This is a genomic window from Pseudomonas sp. T1.Ur (genome assembly GCF_023516725.1).
Lineage (GTDB): Bacteria > Pseudomonadota > Gammaproteobacteria > Pseudomonadales > Pseudomonadaceae > Aquipseudomonas > Aquipseudomonas alvandae.
Map to the genome: position 1 here is coordinate 3,296,558 of NZ_JAMGSN010000001.1, position 18,030 is coordinate 3,314,587.

Below are 18,030 nucleotides of genomic sequence, written 5' to 3' on the forward strand. Positions count from 1 at the left end.
GCTACCCTCAACGACTCAAGGCCAGCGGAGAACCTCCATGCCCGACGATCTACACCGTGATCCGATCGACCAACTGCAGACCTATATGACCGGGCGCCGCTTCCTGGTGCTGACGGGCGCGGGCATCAGCACCCCATCGGGCATTCCCGACTACCGGGACACCGACGGTGTGCGACGGGGCCGGCAACCGATGATGTACCAGGAATTCCTCGCCCAACCGGAGGCACGGCGACGCTATTGGGCGCGGGCGATGCTCGGATGGCCACGCATGCGCCAAGCCCGCCCGAACCAGGCGCACGAAGCCTTGGCGGCGTTGCAGGCGGCGGAGCGCATCAGTGGGCTGATCACGCAGAACGTCGACGCCTTGCATGACCAGGCCGGCAGCCGGCATGTCGTCGAACTGCACGGCAGCCTGCACCGCGTGCTGTGCCTCGATTGCGGCCAGCGCAGCGAGCGCCAGCAGATCCAGGCGTTGATGGAAACCGAGAACGCCTACCTGAGCGGTATCAATGCCGTGCAGGCCCCCGATGGCGACACGCTGCTGGATCCGGCGTTCGAGGCGCGCTTCCAGGTGCCGCATTGCCCGCATTGCGCCGGCGAACGCCTGAAGCCGGATGTGGTTTTTTTCGGTGAAAACGTCGCCGCGCCCACCGCGGCGCGCGCCATGCAAGCCGTCGAGCAAGCGGATGGATTGTTGGTGGTGGGCTCGTCACTGATGGCCTATTCAGCGTTTCGCCTGTGCCGCGCGATCAAGGACCAGGGCAAGCCGCTGCTGGCGATCAACCAGGGCAAGACCCGGGCTGATGAATTGTTGGATCTGAAGATCGGAATACCGTGCGAAGAACTGTTGCCGCTGATGATCTGAAGCGCACCCCACTCCACTGTGGGAGCGAGCTTGCTCGCGATAGCAATGGGTCAGTTACATAGACGCTGACTGATACACCGCTATCGCGAGCAAGCTCGCTCCCACAGGGACAACTCATGGCACCTGAACTCATGGCGACCGCACACACAGGTCCTGATCCTTCAACGTATCGAACAACGCCTGGGCCGCCGCCGACAGTTCGTAGCCCGGCTTGGTCAGCACGCCAATGGCCCGTTCTATCACTGGGTCGCTGAGGGTGATGCAACGGGCGCCCAGCTCATGCATCTGGCCAACGCACAGGGCCGGCACCGCGCTGACGCCGAGGCCACTGGCAACCATCCGCCCGACGGTCGCCAACTGGTGGCTCTCGAACTCCACCGGCAGCTTCCAGCCTCGGGCTTGCAGATGTTCTTCCAGCATGACCCGCACGGTAGAGGGCCGTTGCAAGGTGATGAATGGCTGTTCCAGCAAGGTCTCCCACTGGATGTCGTCGCGCCGGGCCAGCGGTGAATCCAAAGGCACCACCGCAACGAAACGATCGCGGTACAACGGCGTGAATGCCAGCGACGAGCCCTGCATCGGCTCGAACGCCACGCCCAGCTCCACATGACGATCGCGGACCATTTCCAGCACCTGCTCGTTGATCACGTCGTTGACCGTGACATTGACATTCGGGAACCGTGCGCGGAAGGTCTTGAGAATCGGTGGCAGCAGGTTGCCGGCGAACGACGGCATCGCCGCCAGCGTCACGCGCCCGCGCTGCAAGGTGAAGCGCTGGCGCATTTCGTCCTCGGCGTTGTCCCAATCGGCGACCAGTCGACGGGCCAGCGGCAGCAGGGACTCACCTTCCGGCGTCAGCGCGACATTGCGCGTGTTACGGCTGAACAGGCGGCCTCCCAAGCCCTCCTCCAGCGCCTTGATCGTCAAGCTCAGGGCTGATTGGGACAGGTGCAGCCGCTCGCAGGCCACGGCGAAGCTCAGGCTCTGGGCCACGGCGAGGAATGCGCGGATTTGTTTGAGGGTCATGGTCGCTACGCTCCCAGCGGCAAGTGGTTAGTTTCAAGCTGCAAGCGAATGTCAGCCACTATTGAGTTTTATCAATCAATCCAATCTAAAAATCAACTTAACAAATATATGACTTGGCGCAACACTGCATCGCATTGCGACCCCACTCAAGAATAAAAGAGGTGTCTATGGCAGGTTTCGACAAACGCGTGAGCTCTTATGAGGAAGCGCTGGAAGGCTTGAAGGACGGTATGACCGTCATCGCCGGCGGCTTCGGGCTGTGCGGTATCCCGGAAAACCTGATCGCCGAAATCAAGCGCAAGGGCATTCGTGACCTCACCGTGGTCTCCAACAACTGTGGCGTCGACGGTTTCGGCCTTGGCGTACTGCTGGAGGACCGGCAGATCAGCAAGGTGATCGCCTCCTACGTCGGCGAAAACGCCCTGTTCGAGCAGCAATTGCTGAGCGGCGAAATCGAAGTCGTGCTCACCCCCCAAGGCACCCTCGCGGAAAAAATGCGTGCAGGCGGCGCGGGCATTCCGGCGTTCTTCACCGCCACCGGCGTCGGCACCCCCGTGGCCGAAGGCAAGGAAGTGCGCGAGTTCCATGGCCGCCAGTACCTGATGGAAGAATCCATCACCGGTGACTTCGCCATCGTCAAAGGCTGGAAAGCCGACCATTTCGGCAACGTCGTCTATCGTCACACCGCCCAGAACTTCAATCCCCTGGCCGCCACGGCGGGCAAGATCACCGTGGTGGAAGTCGAAGAAATCGTCGAGCCCGGCGAGCTGGACCCGACGCAGATCCACACCCCCGGCATCTACGTCGACCGAGTCATTTGCGGCACGTTCGAAAAGCGCATCGAACAGCGCACCGTCCGTAAGTGATCCCCTGCCCCCGGCCCGAATGAAGGAATGACACCATGGCACTTTCCCGCGAACAAATGGCTCAGCGCGTCGCCCGCGAAATGCAAGACGGCTACTACGTGAACCTCGGTATCGGCATCCCGACCCTGGTCGCCAACTACATTCCCGAAGGCATGGAAGTCATGCTGCAATCGGAAAACGGTTTGCTCGGCATGGGCGCGTTTCCCACCGAAGCCGAAGTCGACGCGGACATGATCAACGCCGGCAAGCAAACCGTCACGGCGCGTATCGGCGCTTCGATCTTCTCCTCGGCTGAATCCTTCGCGATGATCCGTGGCGGCCACATCGACCTGACGGTGCTCGGTGCGTTCGAAGTGGACGTCGAAGGCAACATCGCCTCGTGGATGATCCCCGGCAAGCTGGTCAAGGGCATGGGCGGCGCGATGGACCTGGTGGCCGGCGCCGAGAACATTATCGTCACCATGACCCACGCGTCCAAGGACGGCGAGTCCAAACTGCTGCCCCGTTGCAGCCTGCCGCTGACCGGCGCCGGTTGCATCAAGCGCGTGCTGACCGACCTGGCCTACCTGGAAATCCAGGATGGCGCCTTTATTCTCAAGGAACGCGCCCCGGGCGTCAGCGTCGAGGAAATCGTCGCCAAGACCGCCGGCAAACTGATCGTGCCGGACCACGTTCCTGAAATGCAGTTCGCTGCCCAGTGAGGAGAGATTCGATGCAAGAAGTCGTGATTGTCGCCGCCACCCGCACCGCCATCGGCAGTTTCCAGGGCTCGCTGGCGTCCATTCCCGCGCCGGAACTCGGTGCCGCGGTGATTCGTCGCCTGCTGGAACAGACCGGCCTGGCCGGTGAACAGGTCGATGAAGTGATCCTTGGCCAAGTGCTGACCGCAGGCTCCGGGCAGAACCCGGCGCGCCAGGCGTCGATCCTCGCGGGCCTGCCCCACGCGGTGCCGGCACTGACCTTGAATAAGGTCTGCGGCTCGGGCCTCAAGGCATTGCACCTGGGCGCCCAGGCGATTCGCTGTGGCGACGCCGACGTGATCATCGCCGGCGGCATGGAAAACATGAGCCTCGCCCCGTATGTGTTGCCAGCCGCTCGTACCGGCCTGCGCATGGGCCACGCGAAGATGATCGACAGCATGATCACCGACGGCTTGTGGGATGCGTTCAACGATTACCACATGGGCATCACCGCCGAAAACCTGGTGGACAAGTACGGCATCAGCCGCGAGGCGCAGGACGCCTTCGCCGCCGCATCCCAGCAGAAAGCCGTTGCCGCGATCGAGGGCGGTCGGTTTGCCGATGAGATCACGCCGATCCTGATCCCCCAGCGCAAGGGCGACCCGGTGGCGTTCGCCACCGACGAACAACCCCGCGCCGGTACCACCGCCGAATCCCTGGGCAAGCTCAAGCCGGCCTTCAAGAAAGACGGCAGCGTTACGGCGGGCAATGCCTCGTCGCTCAATGATGGCGCCGCCGCTGTGATCCTGATGAGTGCGGAAAAAGCCAAGGCACTGGGTTTGCCAGTGCTGGCAAAAATCAGTGCCTACGCCAATGCGGGCGTCGACCCGGCGATCATGGGCATCGGCCCGGTATCGGCCACTCGCCGCTGCCTGGACAAGGCCGGTTGGTCATTGGATCAACTGGACCTGATCGAAGCCAACGAAGCCTTCGCCGCCCAATCCCTGGCCGTGGCCAAGGAGCTGGAGTGGGACATGGACAAGGTCAACGTCAACGGCGGCGCCATCGCCTTGGGCCACCCCATCGGGGCTTCGGGCTGCCGGGTGCTGGTGACGCTGCTGCATGAAATGATCAAGCGCGACGCCAAGAAAGGCCTCGCGACACTGTGCATCGGCGGCGGCCAGGGCGTGGCATTGGCGCTGGAACGCGCGTAACCGGCAACAGGCAAAACGGTGGCCGCGTGGACCCACGACATCCGCGCAGCCACTGGCACCACCACCGGCGCAACCTTGGTTGCGCCGGTTTTTTTATGCCTTGAGTTTGCTCGCGACAACCCTGCTCCGTGACGAAGGAGCTTGCTCCCGCTCGGCTCTGTAGGAGCTGGCGAAGCCTGCGATCTGTTGATCTTGATCTTTCGCTTGAGACTCAAGTGCCTGGGGAAAGATCGCAGCCTCGTTGCACTCGGCAGCTCCTACACAGCTCCTACACAAGCTTCTACGCAGCTCCTACAGGGCCAGCGGGAGCAAGCTCCCTCGCCACAGGGGATTTGCGACAACGATCCATTGTGGGAGCGAGCCTGCTCCGGGCAGCGATCCGACGAAGACGGTGGACCAGACGAAGAGATTGGTCAGCCCCCCGCGCCAAACCGGTCGCGGCTGTTGGTCAGGTGCAGCCACATGGCCGCCCGGGCGGCGTCGGGGTCCTGGCGCTTGATGGCGTTGAAGATCGCTTCGTGTTCCAGGTTCGCAAATTGCGCCAGCCTGCCCAGGTCCGCCTGGCCGCGCTCGGCCATGTTCACCCTCGTGCGAGGAATCATGGCGCTGCCCAGGTGCTGCATGATCTCGACAAAACAGCTGTTGGACGTGGCTTCGGCAATCAGCAGGTGAAAACGCCGGTCAGCCTCGACGCAGCTGTCGTTGTTGCTGAGCAAGCGCTGGTAGTCATCCAGCGCCTGGCGCATCTGCTGCAGTTGCTGTTCGCTGCGGCGCTGGGCCGCCAATGCGGCCGCCTGGGTCTCCAGGCCCAGGCGCAATTCGAGAATGCCCCGCACACCCGCCGCGGTATCGACATTGAGCCGCAACCCCTGCTCGCCATTCGGCTCAAGCACAAAGGTACCGATGCCGTGGCGAGTCTCCACCAGCCCCGACGCCTGCAACTTGGAAATCGCCTCGCGCACCACCGTGCGACTGACCCCGTGCTCGCGCACGATCGCGCCTTCGGACGGCAGCTTTTCCCCCGGCTTCAACTGCCCGAGCAGAATGCTCTGGCTCAACTTCGTCACCAAGTCGTGGGCCAGGTTGTGGGTGCGCTTGCGCAGGGGCATTTCAGGGTCTTGCTGCATGTGCCGGGGTTCCTTGAAAACAGGCTTGTCGATCCTATCACTGCCCGTGGCGGAAATGCTCATTCACGGACACCAACTTGTATGACAACACTCAATTGACGTCGATTTATCGCTCATAAATCCAGCTGAACGCCGAACGAACGCACCGGCGCCCATCTCCTCACGAACGCCTGCATATCCCAAACAAGCCAATGAATACGGCATAAAAAACCTTCACCCCCAATCCAATCGTGCTCAGAAACTGCTTGTCATACAAAAAAATCAACTTGTATGATGTCTATCAACATCGGCACCTGCACGATGCTCCGCATAAAAATAACGAGTGGGAGAAAAAACCAGTGAACACCTCCAGCCTCAAGGCACATGCCGGCGTGGATCCGGTGCTGCAATCGGCCATATCCAAGGTCAAGCGCCACATCCTGCCGCTGTTTGTCATCATGTTCATCGTCAACTACATCGACCGCGTGAACATCGGCTTCGTCCGCGCCCACATGGAGCACGACCTGGGCATCGGCGCAGCGGCGTACGGCTTCGGCGCCGGCCTGTTCTTCATCGGCTACGCGCTGTTCGAAGTCCCTTCCAACATCCTCTTGCAACGCATCGGCGCCCGCATCTGGCTGACGCGCATCATGCTCACCTGGGGCCTGGTGGCGGCGGGCATGGCCTTCATCCAGAACGAAACCCACTTCTACATCCTGCGCTTCCTGCTGGGGGTGGCCGAGGCCGGTTTCTTCCCTGGCGTAATCTATTACTTCACCCGCTGGTTGCCCGGCGTCGAACGCGGCAAGGCCATCGCCATCTTCCTCAGTGGCTCGGCGGTCGCTTCGCTGATATCCGGCCCATTGTCCGGGCTGCTCCTGCAGATCAACGGCCTGGGCATGCACGGTTGGCAGTGGATGTACTTCATCGAAGGGATGTTTTCCGTCGGCTTGTGCGTCTTCGTCTGGTTCTGGCTCGACTCCAAGCCCCACGACGCCAAGTGGCTGGAACGCGCTGAGCAGGACGCGCTGGTCAAGGCCATCGACGACGAGCAGGCGGCTCGTGAAGCCGCGACGCCGATCAAGTTGTCGATCGGTCAATTGCTCAAGGATCGCCAGATCATTCTGTTCTGCCTGATCTACTTTTTCATTCAGTTGACGATCTATGCCGCCACCTTCTGGCTGCCAAGCATCATCAAGAAGATGGGCGAGCTCAGCGATCTGCAGGTCGGCCTGTTCAACTCGATTCCCTGGTTGCTGTCGATCGTCGGCATGTACGCCTTCGCCTCGCTGTCGGGCAAATGGAAGTTCCAGCAGGCCTGGGTCGCCGCCGCCCTGTTGATCGCCGCGGCGGGGATGTTCATGTCCACCACCGGCGGGCCGATCTTCGCCTTTGTCGCGATCTGCTTCGCGGCCCTGGGTTTCAAATCGGCTTCGTCGCTGTTCTGGCCAATTCCCCAGGCCTACCTGGACGCGCGGATTGCCGCTGGGGTGATCGCATTGATCAACTCGGTGGGCAACCTCGGCGGCTTTGTCGCCCCGACCACCTTCGGCCTGCTGGAACAGCACACCGGCTCGATCCAGGGCGGTCTCTATGGCCTCGCAGCCACGTCGATCATTGCCGCGATCATTGTGTTCGCCGCGCGCAACACGCCCAAGCCCAAAGCCGTCACGACTTCCGCCAACCCGGCTTCCAGCCACGTCTGACCATTAGAATTATTCAAGGATACGTACCCGATGACTACGCCAGAAACCAGCAAGGCCCCGATCATTACCAGCATGCAGGTCGTACCCGTGGCCGGCCACGACGGCATGCTGCTGAACCTCAGCGGCGCCCATGGCCCGTTTTTCACCCGCAACATCGTCATCCTCAAGGACAACGCCGGCCATACCGGCGTGGGCGAAGTGCCCGGCGGCGAGCGCATTCGCCAGACCTTGGAAGATGCCCGCTCGCTGGTGGTCGGCAGCCCCATCGGCACCTACCAGAAAATCCTCAACAGCGTGCGCCAGGCCTTCGCCGACCGCGACGCTGGCGGTCGAGGCCTGCAAACCTTCGACTTGCGCATCACCATCCACGCCGTCACCGGCCTGGAAGCGGCGTTGCTGGATCTGCTCGGCCAACATCTGGACGTCCCGGTCGCGGCCCTGCTCGGCGAAGGCCAGCAACGCGATGAAGTGAAGATGCTCGGCTATCTGTTTTATGTCGGTGATCGCCAGCAGACCGACCTACCCTACCGCAGCGAACCGGACGCCGATAACGACTGGTTCCGCGTACGCCACGAAAAAGCCCTGGACGCCGACGCGGTGGTGCGCCTGGCCGAAGCGGCCCACGCCCATTACGGGTTCCAGGATTTCAAGCTCAAGGGCGGCGTGCTCAAGGGCGACGAGGAAATCGAAGCCGTGACGGCATTGGCCGAACGCTTTCCCCAGGCGCGCATCACCCTGGACCCGAACGGGGCCTGGTCACTCAAGGAAGCGATCCGCTTGTGCCGCGACCAACACAAGGTGCTGGCGTATGCCGAGGACCCTTGCGGCGCGGAGAATGGCTATTCGGGCCGTGAAGTGATGGCCGAGTTCCGACGCGCCACCGGCCTCAAGACCGCCACCAACATGATCGCCACCGATTGGCGCGAAATGGGTCATGCGATCACGCTGCAATCCGTGGACATTCCCCTGGCCGACCCGCATTTCTGGACGATGCAGGGCTCGGTGCGCGTGGCGCAGATGTGCAACGAATGGGGCCTGACCTGGGGCTCGCATTCCAACAACCACTTCGACATTTCCCTGGCGATGTTCACCCACGTGGCAGCCGCCGCCCCGGGCGACATCACCGCCATCGACACCCATTGGATCTGGCAGGACGGCCAACGCCTGACCAAGGCGCCATTGCAGATCAAAGGGGGTTGCGTACAAGTGCCGAAGAAACCAGGGCTGGGGATCGAGCTGGACATGGACCAGTTGGCCAAGGCTCATGAGTTGTACAAAGGCATGGGACTCGGGGCGCGGGACGATTCGGTAGCGATGCAGTACCTGATCCCGGGCTGGACGTTCAACAACAAGCAGCCGTGCCTGGTTCGCTGACCACCAAAACTTTGACCCTGTGGGAGCGAGCTTGCTCGCGATAGCGGAGTGTCTGTCAGCACCTTTGTGACCGACTGACCGCCATCGCGAGCAAGCTCGCTCCCACATTGGATCTGAGTCTGGGCCTACCCTTCCGGCCGCAGGATCAACACCGCCAGCGGCGGCAGGTTCAGTTCCAGCGACAGCGCCTGGCCATGGCTGGGGATCGCCTCGGTGGAGGCGCCGCCGCCGTTGCCATAGTTCGAGCCGGCGTAGGTGTCGGCGTCACTGTTGAGCAGTTCCACCCAACGCCCGCCAAACGGCACGCCGACCCGATACGCCTCCCGCGGCACCGGCGTGAAGTTGGCGACCACCAGCACCGGCCGACCGTCCTTGCTCCAACGCAGCCACGCATAGACGCTGTTGAGCGCATCGTCGCCAATCAGCCATTGGAAGCCCTGGGGCGCGTCGTCCTGGTCGTGCAGCGCCGGCTCTTCGCGATACAACCGGTTCAGGTCGCTCACCAGTTTCTGCACACCCCGGTGCTCGGGGTATTGCAGCAGGTACCAATCCAGTTGCTGGTCATGGTTCCACTCGCGCCATTGGCCAAACTCGCAGCCCATGAACAGCAGTTTCTTGCCCGGGTGCCCCCACATGAAACTGAGGTAGGCACGCAGGTTGGCGAATTTCTGCCAGCGGTCACCGGGCATCTTGTCGATCAGCGAGCGCTTGCCGTGGACCACCTCGTCATGGGAAATCGGCAGGACAAACCGCTCGGACCAGGCGTACACCAAGCCAAAGCTCAACTCGTTATGGTGATGGGCGCGGTACACCGGATCCTGCTGGATGTAATGCAACGAATCGTGCATCCAGCCCATGTTCCACTTGTAGGCGAAACCCAGGCCGCCCTGTTGCGTGCTCTGGCTGACACCGGGCCAGGCAGTGGACTCTTCGGCGATGACCAACGCGCCCGGGGTTTCCAGCGCGACCACATCGTTGAGATGCCGCAGGAAATCGATCGCCTCCAGGTTCTCCCGTCCGCCGTGGCGGTTAGGCACCCATTCGCCGGCCTTGCGCGAATAGTCGCGATACAGCATCGAGGCCACGGCATCCACCCGCAGGCCGTCGACGTGGAAATGCTTGAGCCAGTGCAGCGCCGACGCCAGCATGAAACCGTGGACTTCGGTGCGCCCCAGGTTGTAGATCAGCGTGTCCCAATCCTGGTGGAAACCTTCCAGCGGGTTACCGTATTCATACAACGCGGTGCCGTCGAATTGGGCCAGGCCATGGGTATCGGTCGGAAAGTGCGCGGGCACCCAGTCCAGGATCACGCCAATGTCAGCCTTATGACAGGCGTTGACGAACGCGGCGAAATCATCGGGTGAACCGAAACGCGCGGTCGGAGCGAATTGCGACAGCGGTTGATAGCCCCATGAGCCACCGAACGGGTGCTCCATGATGGGCATCAGCTCGATGTGCGTGAACCCAAGGTCCTTGACGTAGGGGATCAGCCGCTCAGCCAGTTCATGCCAGTTGTATTGCCGGAAGACCTCGCCCGCCTCGTCGATCTCGCATTGCCAGGAACCGGCGTGCAGTTCGTAGATCGACAGCGGCGCGCCCGGTAGCTGGCGTTCGCGACGGCTTTGCATCCACTCGTCATCGTGCCATTCGATCTTCAGTGGCGAGGCGACCTTGGACGCCGTATCCGGCGGCATCTGCGTGGCCAGGGCCACCGGGTCGGCCTTCAGCGGCAGGATGCCGTGGGCACCGAGGATTTCATATTTGTACCCCTCGCCCGGCCCGAGCCTCGGGATGAATATTTCCCACACGCCGGACGGATAACGGATGCGCATCGGATGCCGCCGCCCGTCCCAGACGTTGAAGTCACCCACCACCGACACCCGACGCGCATTCGGCGCCCAGACGGCGAAACGCACGCCCTCGACGCCATCCACCGTCTTCAATTGCGCGCCGAGGCAGGCGCTGAGGTCGCGGTGATTGCCTTCGGCAAACAGGTAGAGATCCATTTCCCCCAGCAGCGGACCGAAGCTGTAGGGATCTTCGGCAACTTGTTCGCCGCCGGCCCACCGCGTGCGCAACAGGTAGGGCTGGGCACGGTCGAAATGGCCGACAAACAGTCCCGGAGTTTCGGTGATCTGCAACTCGCCAAGTTCTTCGCCGCTGTCACGGGCGAGCACATGCACGCTCAACGCGCCGGGCAGGTAGGCCCGGATGAATTGTCCGCCCGCCCCGTCTCCATGGGGGCCGAGGATCGAAAACGGATCGTGGTGTTCGGCGCGCACCAGCGCGTCGATGTCGTGGGGGGCTGGCAGCAACGACTCTTTGGCCTGCCCCTGTGATTCCTTGTTCGAGACGCTCATGATTCTCTCCACTAAATCGGTCCGGCTAAATTGGAAAAGGGTTGCAGCCCACTCAATAGCCCGTACAGCCCGTGCAACGGCACGGGCAGCCAGGCAGGGCGATTCTCGGCTTCATAAGCCACCTCATAGGCCGCCTTCTCCAGGCCGAACAACGCCAGCGCGGCGTCTTCGCCTTCAGCATCCTTCCACTCATGGGCAAGACTAGCTGCCGCCAGCCGATACGCCTGGACAAATGCCTGGCGCGCCTCCATCAGATAGCGGTCGGCGACCCGTTTGCGCGCCGCATCGGCATCCGCCGTACTGTCGACGGTGTGCAACTGGACGGCCATCGCCGCCGCGTAGTCGAAGGAGCGCAGCACACCGCTGACGTCCTTGTACGGGCTGTGCTTGCCACGTCGCTCATGCAGCGGCCGCGCCGGCTCGCCTTCAAAATCGATCAGGTAGGCGTCGCCCTTGATCACCAACACCTGCCCCAAGTGCAAGTCGCCATGAACCCGGATACGCAAGCCACCCACTGCCTTGCCGGCCAGTTCCTGGACGTGGGCCAGCACGGTTTTCCTGTGTTCCAACAAGCGTGCGACCATCGCCTGGTCCGCAGGGTTCAATTGGTCCTGGTTCTGCTTGAGCAGACGCAAGGCATTTTCCACCTGGGCGGCGACATCCTTGCCGATGGCCTGGGCTTCCTTGGCACTGGTGGGCTGCGGCGCGAAGTCCGGATTGTCGGTGGGCTGGGCAAGCACTTGGTGCATTTCCCCAAGACGCTGGCCGAGCATGCCGGCAAAATCCTTCAGTTCGCCCAGGGCGTTGTAGTGCTGCTCCTGCTCGGACACGGCGTCCGCCAGCTCGTCGCGCAAGGCCCGTTCGAGGTTGTTCTGGGTCCATTCCCACGCGTCGCCCTGATTGCTCAGGTAGCCCTGGGCGATCATCAGCAAGGCATCTTCGCCTTGGGCGTCGCGGCGGATCACCGAACCCAGCAGTGGCGAGATATTGCTGAAGCCCGCCGCGGTCAGGTAAGCGCTCATCTCCAGTTCCGGGTGCACGCCGGACGCGACCTTGCGGATCAATTTGAGCACCAGGCTGCCGCCCACCACCACCGAACTGTTGGACTGCTCGGCGGACAGGTAGCGCACCTCGGGCTCGGCCCCCAGGTTCAGCGCCGCCAGGCCCTCGGTGGGCTCGAAGCGCAACTCGCCATCGGCGCACGGCAGCACCGTATTGGCCTGGATGCCTTGGAGCACGGCTCGAATGAAGTTTTCCAGGGTGAACGCATCGGTGATCAAACCGACCTGGCGACCCCGGCGGACCCGCGACAAAGCCAATTGCTGGGGCAGCGCGGCGCCGACCTGATCCTCGGCGAGCAGACCGAACGGCAGTTGATAGCGCAGGGTCTGGCCAGCGCTGGTGACGTCGATTTCGCTCAGCAGCACGGGGTGCTGCGGATCGCCGAAGCGCACGCCATAGACGATGTCGACTTTTTCGATGGCGCTGTCCTTGCCGGCAAACCAGCGGCGGTTCTGCAGCCAATTTGGCAGGATGCCCTGCTCCAACGTGGTGCGCGACGGCGCCTCGAGCAGTTCTTCCAGGCGTTTTTTCAGCACCAGCGTGGTGAAGTCCGGCAGGCTCTGGGCCGGTTCCACGTGCCAGCTTGGCATCTGGTTTTCCGCCGCCAGGGCGAACCAGTAGAAACCGTACGGCGCCAGGGTCAGGAGGAAATTCAACTGGCCGATGGGCGGGAACGCATTGCCGCCGAGCATTTCCACCGGGACCATGCCGGCGTAGGCCGACAAGTCCAGCTCGGCAGCCTGGGCACTGCGCGACACGTTGGCCACGCAGAGGATGATTTCGTGCTTGCCGTCCGGCCCCGTGTATTCGCGGGTGTACGCCAGGATCCGCCGGTTGCTCGGCGACAGCATTTTCAACGTGCCCCGGCCGAAAGCCTTGGATTGCTTGCGCACGGCGAGCATGCGGCGGGTCCAATTGAGCAGCGAATGAGGGTCGCCGGATTGGGTCTCGACGTTCACCGACAGGTAGCCGTACAGCGGGTCCATGATCGGTGGCAAGACCAGGCTGGCCGGGTCGGCGCGGGAGAAGCCACCGTTGCGGTCGATGGACCACTGCATCGGCGTGCGCACGCCATCGCGATCGCCCAGGTAGATGTTGTCGCCCATGCCGATCTCATCGCCGTAATACAAGGTCGGCGTACCGGGCATCGACAGCAACAGGCTGTTGAGTAACTCCACACGACGGCGATCGCGCTCCATCAGCGGCGCCAGGCGTCGACGAATGCCGAGGTTGATCCGCGCGCGGCGGTCGGCGGCGTAGTAATTCCACAGGTAGTCGCGCTCCTTGTCGGTGACCATTTCCAGGGTCAACTCATCATGGTTGCGCAGGAAAATCGCCCATTGGCAGTTGGCCGGAATCTCCGGGGTCTGGCGCAGGATGTCGGTGATGGGGAAACGGTCTTCCTGGGCCAGCGCCATGTACATGCGCGGCATCAACGGGAAGTGGAACGCCATGTGGCACTCATCGCCATTGAGGCCTTGGGCATCGACGTCGCCAAAATAGAGCTGGGTATCCTCCGGCCACTGGTTGGCCTCGGCCAGCAGCATGCGGTCGGGGTAATTGGCGTCGATCTCGGCACGGATCAGCTTGAGGACGTCGTGGGTCTCGGGCAGGTTTTCGTTGTGGGTGCCGTCGCGCTCGATCAGGTAGGGGATCGCGTCCAGGCGCAGGCCATCGATGCCCATGTCGAGCCAGTAGCGCATCACCGAGAGCACCGCCTTGATCACTTGCGGATTGTCGAAATTAAGGTCCGGCTGGTGGGAATAGAAACGGTGCCAGAAGTACTGGCCGGCCACTGGGTCCCAGGTCCAGTTGGACTTCTCCGTATCGAGGAAAATGATCCGCGTGCCGTCGTACTTGTGGTCGTCATCGGACCAGACGTAGAAATCCCGCGCACTGGAGCCTTTCTTGGCCTTGCGCGCGCGCTGGAACCAGGGATGCTGGTCAGAAGTGTGGTTGATGACCAGCTCGGTGATCACCCGCAGGTTGCGCTTGTGGGCTTCGGCGATGAAACGCCGCGCGTCGGCCATGGTGCCGTAGTCGGGGCTGACGCCCCGGTATTCGGCGATGTCGTAGCCGTCATCGCGCCGGGGCGAAGGATAGAACGGCAGCAACCAGATGGTGTTGACGCCCAGGTCGGCGATGTAGTCGAGCTTCTCGATCAGGCCGGGGAAATCGCCGATTCCGTCGTTGTTGGAATCGAAATAGGATTTGACGTGGACTTGATAGATCACCGCGTCCTTGTACCAGAGCGGGTCCTTGATGAACGTGGCAGACCGGGGTTTCTTGGCCATTTGCAACTCCTGCTGATTCTATAAAGCCGCGGGTTACAGGCTTGTTCTTCTGTAATGCGAGGTCATTTGTGGTGCTCTGTAGGTGCTGGCGAAGCCTGCGATCTTTGAGATTCAAGTGTCCTGTAGGAGCTGGCGAAGCCTGCGATCTTTTAATCGTTCACTTGAGATTCAACTGCCCTGTAGGAGCTGGCGAAGCCTGCGATCTTTAATCGTTCACTTGAGATTCAAGTGTCCTGTAGGAGCTGGCGAAGCCTGCGATCTTTAATCGTTCACTTGAGATTCAAGTGTCTGGGGAAAGATCGCAGCCTCGTTGCACTCGGCAGCTCCTGCGCAGCTCCTACAGAGGTCCTACATCGCCATGCTGAGCATCTGCGGGAGGGCGCCTCATGCCACGCTGATCCGCCAGATCCCGAACGGCTGGTACGCCGGGTCGATGCGCATGAACTGGTACTTGCCATACCAGGTCCAGCGGTGACCGTTCATCAAATCCTCGCCCTGGGTCTGGGCGTCGTCCGGCAGGCCCATCTCCCACAGCGGCAATTCGAAATTGGCTTCCTGCGCGTTATGCGGATCGAGGCTCACGGCCACCAGGATGAAGTTGCTGCCGTCCGGCGTGCGCTTGCCGAAATACAGGATGTTGTCGTTCCAGGCGTTGTAGATCTTCAGGCCCAGGTGCGTATGCAGCGCCGGGTTCTGCCGGCGAATGCGATTGAGCTGGGCGATCTCGGCGATGATGTTGCCCGGCGCGGTGAAATCCCGCGGGCGGATTTCGTATTTCTCCGAGTCGAGGTACTCCTCCTTGCCCGGCACCGGCGCCGATTCGCACAATTCAAAACCGGAATACATGCCCCACAAGCCCGAGCCCATGGTCGCCAGCGCCGCACGGATCAAGAAACCCGCGCGCCCCGACTCATGGAGGAACGCCGGGTTGATGTCCGGCGTGTTGACGAAAAAATTCGGCCGGTAGCATTCACGCCAGGGCGATTCGTTGAGCTCGGTGAAGTACGTCGCCAGCTCGGCCTTGGTGTTGCGCCAGGTGAAATAGGTGTAGCTCTGGGAATAACCGACCTTGCCCAGCCGCGCCATCATCGCCGGCGTGGTGAACGCTTCCGCGAGGAAGATGACGTCCGGGTGTTGCGCGCGAACGTCGGCGATCAGCCACTGCCAGAACGGCAACGGCTTGGTGTGAGGATTATCGACACGGAATATCTTGACCCCTTCGTTGACCCAACCGACGACGATGTCCCGCAGCTCCATCCACAGACTAGGGATGGCATCGGCGGCATAGAAATCGACGTTGACGATGTCTTGGTATTTTTTCGGCGGGTTCTCCGCGTATTTGATCGTGCCGTCCGGCCTCCAACTGAACCAGCCCGGATGCTGCTTGAGCCAAGGGTGATCCTGGGAACACTGGATGGCGAAGTCGAGGGCGATCTCCAGGCCGTGGTCGGCGGCTGCGGCTACCAGGCGACGAAAATCCTCGCGAGTGCCCAACTGTGGATGGATCGCCTCGTGTCCGCCCTCCTCGCTACCAATGGCATAAGGGCTGCCCGGATCGTCCGGACCGGCGGTCAGGGAATTGTTCGGACCTTTGCGGAAACTGCGGCCGATCGGATGGATCGGCGGGAAATACAGCACGTCGAAGCCCATGTCCTGGATCACCGACAAACGCGAGTGCACGTCGTTGAAGGTGCCGTGGCGCTTGGGATCATCGGTGATCGAACGGGGAAACAACTCGTACCAACTGGCGAACTCGGCCCGCTCGCGCTCCACGTCCAACGGATATTCCGGGCTGATACTCAGGTAGGGCCGATGATCGGCCAGGGACATCAGGTCGGCGCTGCGCGGCGCGAGGAACAAGGTCACCTGCTCCTGCGGCAACAGGCTTGAAAGCTCATGGTGCAACGCGGCCAGCTGTTCACTCAATTCGCCGTCGCTGCGCTCAGCGGCCTGCTGCACATGATTGCGGCCTTCCTGCAGTTCCAGGCTGATGGGCACCCCGGCAGCGTATTTCTTTTCCAGCTCATAGCGGAAGCTGGCGAACTGGTCGAACCACGCCTCGATGCAGAACACATAGCGTCCCACGGCCGGCACAGTGAACTGGCCGCGCCAGCCGTTGTTGCCCAGCTCGGTCATGACCTCGCTGTTCCAGATATCGTCTTCCAGCGCACGCCAGCGGATTCGCACGGCCAATTTGTCGTGGCCATCGGCGAAAACCTTGCTGGTCACCGTCACGTCCTGCCCGGCCAGGGCCTTGGCGGCGAACTGCCCGCCGTCGATCACCGGCATGGTGTTTTCAATCGCAATCCGCGGCAACAACAAGGCCTGGGACAACGGCAAATGCGGGTTGTACTCCAAGTCGGTCGGCTGTTCGGCAGTCATCGAGCATCGCTCCTTTTACGCCCCATGGACGCGCTTGTGGCGGTAAAGGCCCAACGGGTCCCTGATTAAACTCACTTAAGCTCCGAACCGGACCGGCGACCAAAAGTTCAGCGGGATTTGCTGGCCGGCACCGGGGAATCAAACCCGTCAAGCGGTGGTCAACCAGACAAGCACGACTCAAGCCACTTGCGTCCCGGAGGCCCGACCCGATGACCATCCCTATCCCGGCCGAAACACCCGATCCGAACATCGACGACCCCAACCTGCCGCCACCCAGCCCCGATCCGGAGCCGATTCCGGAGAAAGACCCGCCGCTGGATCCACAGCCGCCCCATGGCGATCCACCGAGCGAGGCGCCGCCGGAGCGGGTTTGAAAGAGCCTAGCCCCAAAGAACCTGTGGGAGCGAGCTTGCTCGCGATAGCGTCAGATCAGCGAAGTCAGAGGTGACTGACACATCGCGATCGCGAGCAAGCTCGCTCCCACAAGGCCCGTGCCCCTGTCCGGCGCACGGGCTACCGCTTCTCGGCCTTCTCCAACGCCCGGACAATCACCGGCATTACACTGAAAATCGCCAGCGCCAGTACGGTACTGAGCACCGCCGTCGCCTCCCGGCCGAGCCCGGCGGCGACGCCGATGGCGGCGGTCATCCACAGGCCCGCAGCGGTGGTCAGTCCCTTCACATGGCTCATATCGCCATCGGTATTCTTCAAGATAGTGCCCGCGCCAAGGAAACCGATGCCGGCCACCACGCCCTGTATCACCCGGCTCATGGCATCAGCCTGTGACCCGGACATCTGCGGCACCAGCACGAACAGCGCAGCGCCCAGCGCCACCAGCATATGGGTGCGCACACCGGCGGCCTTGCCCTTGTGCTCACGCTCGAACCCCAAGATGCCCCCCAACAGTGCAGCCATCACCAGGCGCACCGTCACCCGGGTCATTTGCTGGGCATCGGTGATGTCGGCGAACTCCGCTTGCAGAGTGACCCAGACTTCATCCCACCACGATTCCATGGACCTTCCTCTCTTCGCTCGATAAACGATGGACCGCAAGCGATGCGAGACGTGCGACCGCTGATCAGCCACGAAGAACCC

General features: G+C 62.3%; 13 protein-coding genes. 7 read left to right on the forward strand and 6 right to left on the reverse strand.

Features of this window, described 5'->3' with window-relative positions:
* Positions 1 to 37: 37 nt before the first annotated feature.
* Entirely contained in the window at positions 38 to 865 is an 828-nt protein-coding gene (locus M8Q45_RS14600; protein WP_249875329.1) for an NAD-dependent protein deacetylase, read from the forward strand.
* A gap of 129 nt (positions 866 to 994) precedes the next feature.
* Here M8Q45_RS14600 and M8Q45_RS14605 read toward each other — a convergent pair whose 3' ends face one another.
* Positions 995 to 1,891 carry a LysR family transcriptional regulator gene (locus M8Q45_RS14605; protein ID WP_249875330.1) on the reverse strand — a complete coding sequence of 299 codons (897 nt, stop codon included), beginning with the start codon at positions 1,889 to 1,891 and terminating at the stop codon, positions 995 to 997.
* 167 nt (positions 1,892 to 2,058) lie between these two features.
* On the opposite strand from M8Q45_RS14605, the gene M8Q45_RS14610 reads away from it, so the two are divergent.
* The 3 genes from M8Q45_RS14610 to M8Q45_RS14620 are packed head-to-tail and all read left to right on the forward strand — an operon-like array spanning position 2,059 to position 4,651.
* Positions 2,059 to 2,757, forward strand: coding sequence for a CoA transferase subunit A (locus tag M8Q45_RS14610; RefSeq protein ID WP_249875331.1), 699 nt, complete (start codon positions 2,059 to 2,061; stop codon positions 2,755 to 2,757).
* A 35-nt stretch (positions 2,758 to 2,792) separates the two neighbouring features.
* A complete protein-coding gene (locus tag M8Q45_RS14615) occupies positions 2,793 to 3,458 on the forward strand; it encodes a CoA transferase subunit B (RefSeq protein ID WP_003180355.1) in 666 nt (221 codons plus the stop codon).
* An 11-nt stretch (positions 3,459 to 3,469) separates the two neighbouring features.
* A complete protein-coding gene (locus M8Q45_RS14620) occupies positions 3,470 to 4,651 on the forward strand; it encodes an acetyl-CoA C-acetyltransferase (protein ID WP_181290636.1) in 1,182 nt (393 codons plus the stop codon).
* 413 nt (positions 4,652 to 5,064) lie between these two features.
* Here M8Q45_RS14620 and M8Q45_RS14625 read toward each other — a convergent pair whose 3' ends face one another.
* Positions 5,065 to 5,778: a FadR/GntR family transcriptional regulator gene (locus tag M8Q45_RS14625; RefSeq protein ID WP_249875332.1), complete on the reverse strand. Its 714-nt coding sequence runs from the start codon at positions 5,776 to 5,778 to the stop codon at positions 5,065 to 5,067.
* Positions 5,779 to 6,116: 338 nt separating this feature from the next.
* Here M8Q45_RS14625 and M8Q45_RS14630 point away from each other — a divergent pair, with 338 nt between their 5' ends.
* Positions 6,117 to 7,463, forward strand: a complete 1,347-nt coding sequence (locus tag M8Q45_RS14630; protein WP_349654627.1) for an MFS transporter — start codon at positions 6,117 to 6,119, stop codon at positions 7,461 to 7,463.
* 30 nt (positions 7,464 to 7,493) lie between these two features.
* Positions 7,494 to 8,837, forward strand: coding sequence for a glucarate dehydratase (gene gudD, locus M8Q45_RS14635; RefSeq protein ID WP_039589218.1), 1,344 nt, complete (start codon positions 7,494 to 7,496; stop codon positions 8,835 to 8,837).
* Positions 8,838 to 8,962: 125 nt separating this feature from the next.
* Here the strand turns inward: gudD and glgB are convergent, their stop codons facing one another.
* The 3 genes from glgB to M8Q45_RS14650 all read right to left on the reverse strand — a co-directional run bounded on the left by glgB (position 8,963) and on the right by M8Q45_RS14650 (position 16,935).
* A complete protein-coding gene (glgB, locus tag M8Q45_RS14640) occupies positions 8,963 to 11,197 on the reverse strand; it encodes a 1,4-alpha-glucan branching protein GlgB (RefSeq protein ID WP_249875333.1) in 2,235 nt (744 codons plus the stop codon).
* Between the two features lie 11 nt (positions 11,198 to 11,208).
* A complete protein-coding gene (gene treS / locus M8Q45_RS14645) occupies positions 11,209 to 14,553 on the reverse strand; it encodes a maltose alpha-D-glucosyltransferase (protein WP_249875334.1) in 3,345 nt (1,114 codons plus the stop codon).
* A 384-nt stretch (positions 14,554 to 14,937) separates the two neighbouring features.
* On the reverse strand, positions 14,938 to 16,935 hold the full coding sequence (locus tag M8Q45_RS14650) for an alpha-1,4-glucan--maltose-1-phosphate maltosyltransferase (RefSeq protein ID WP_249875335.1): 1,998 nt from the start codon (positions 16,933 to 16,935) through the stop codon (positions 14,938 to 14,940).
* A gap of 209 nt (positions 16,936 to 17,144) precedes the next feature.
* On the opposite strand from M8Q45_RS14650, the gene M8Q45_RS14655 reads away from it, so the two are divergent.
* On the forward strand, positions 17,145 to 17,309 hold the full coding sequence (locus M8Q45_RS14655; protein ID WP_249875336.1) for a hypothetical protein: 165 nt from the start codon (positions 17,145 to 17,147) through the stop codon (positions 17,307 to 17,309).
* Positions 17,310 to 17,448: 139 nt separating this feature from the next.
* Here the strand turns inward: M8Q45_RS14655 and M8Q45_RS14660 are convergent, their stop codons facing one another.
* Positions 17,449 to 17,949 (reverse strand): MgtC/SapB family protein, encoded by a 501-nt coding sequence (locus tag M8Q45_RS14660; protein WP_249875337.1) that lies wholly within the window; start codon positions 17,947 to 17,949, stop codon positions 17,449 to 17,451.
* Positions 17,950 to 18,030 lie beyond the last annotated feature (81 nt).

Bases quoted from the DNA above. Each gene is read 5' to 3' on its own strand.
- M8Q45_RS14600 (WP_249875329.1), top strand. From the start codon at position 38: ATGCCCGACGATCTACACCGTGATCCGATCGACCAACTGCAGACCTAT.
- M8Q45_RS14605 (WP_249875330.1), bottom strand. From the start codon at position 1,891: ATGACCCTCAAACAAATCCGCGCATTCCTCGCCGTGGCCCAGAGCCTG.
- M8Q45_RS14610 (WP_249875331.1), top strand. From the start codon at position 2,059: ATGGCAGGTTTCGACAAACGCGTGAGCTCTTATGAGGAAGCGCTGGAA.
- M8Q45_RS14615 (WP_003180355.1), top strand. From the start codon at position 2,793: ATGGCACTTTCCCGCGAACAAATGGCTCAGCGCGTCGCCCGCGAAATG.
- M8Q45_RS14620 (WP_181290636.1), top strand. From the start codon at position 3,470: ATGCAAGAAGTCGTGATTGTCGCCGCCACCCGCACCGCCATCGGCAGT.
- M8Q45_RS14625 (WP_249875332.1), bottom strand. From the start codon at position 5,778: ATGCAGCAAGACCCTGAAATGCCCCTGCGCAAGCGCACCCACAACCTG.
- gudD (WP_039589218.1), top strand. From the start codon at position 7,494: ATGACTACGCCAGAAACCAGCAAGGCCCCGATCATTACCAGCATGCAG.
- glgB (WP_249875333.1), bottom strand. From the start codon at position 11,197: ATGAGCGTCTCGAACAAGGAATCACAGGGGCAGGCCAAAGAGTCGTTG.
- treS (WP_249875334.1), bottom strand. From the start codon at position 14,553: ATGGCCAAGAAACCCCGGTCTGCCACGTTCATCAAGGACCCGCTCTGG.
- M8Q45_RS14650 (WP_249875335.1), bottom strand. From the start codon at position 16,935: ATGACTGCCGAACAGCCGACCGACTTGGAGTACAACCCGCATTTGCCG.
- M8Q45_RS14655 (WP_249875336.1), top strand. From the start codon at position 17,145: ATGACCATCCCTATCCCGGCCGAAACACCCGATCCGAACATCGACGAC.
- M8Q45_RS14660 (WP_249875337.1), bottom strand. From the start codon at position 17,949: ATGGAATCGTGGTGGGATGAAGTCTGGGTCACTCTGCAAGCGGAGTTC.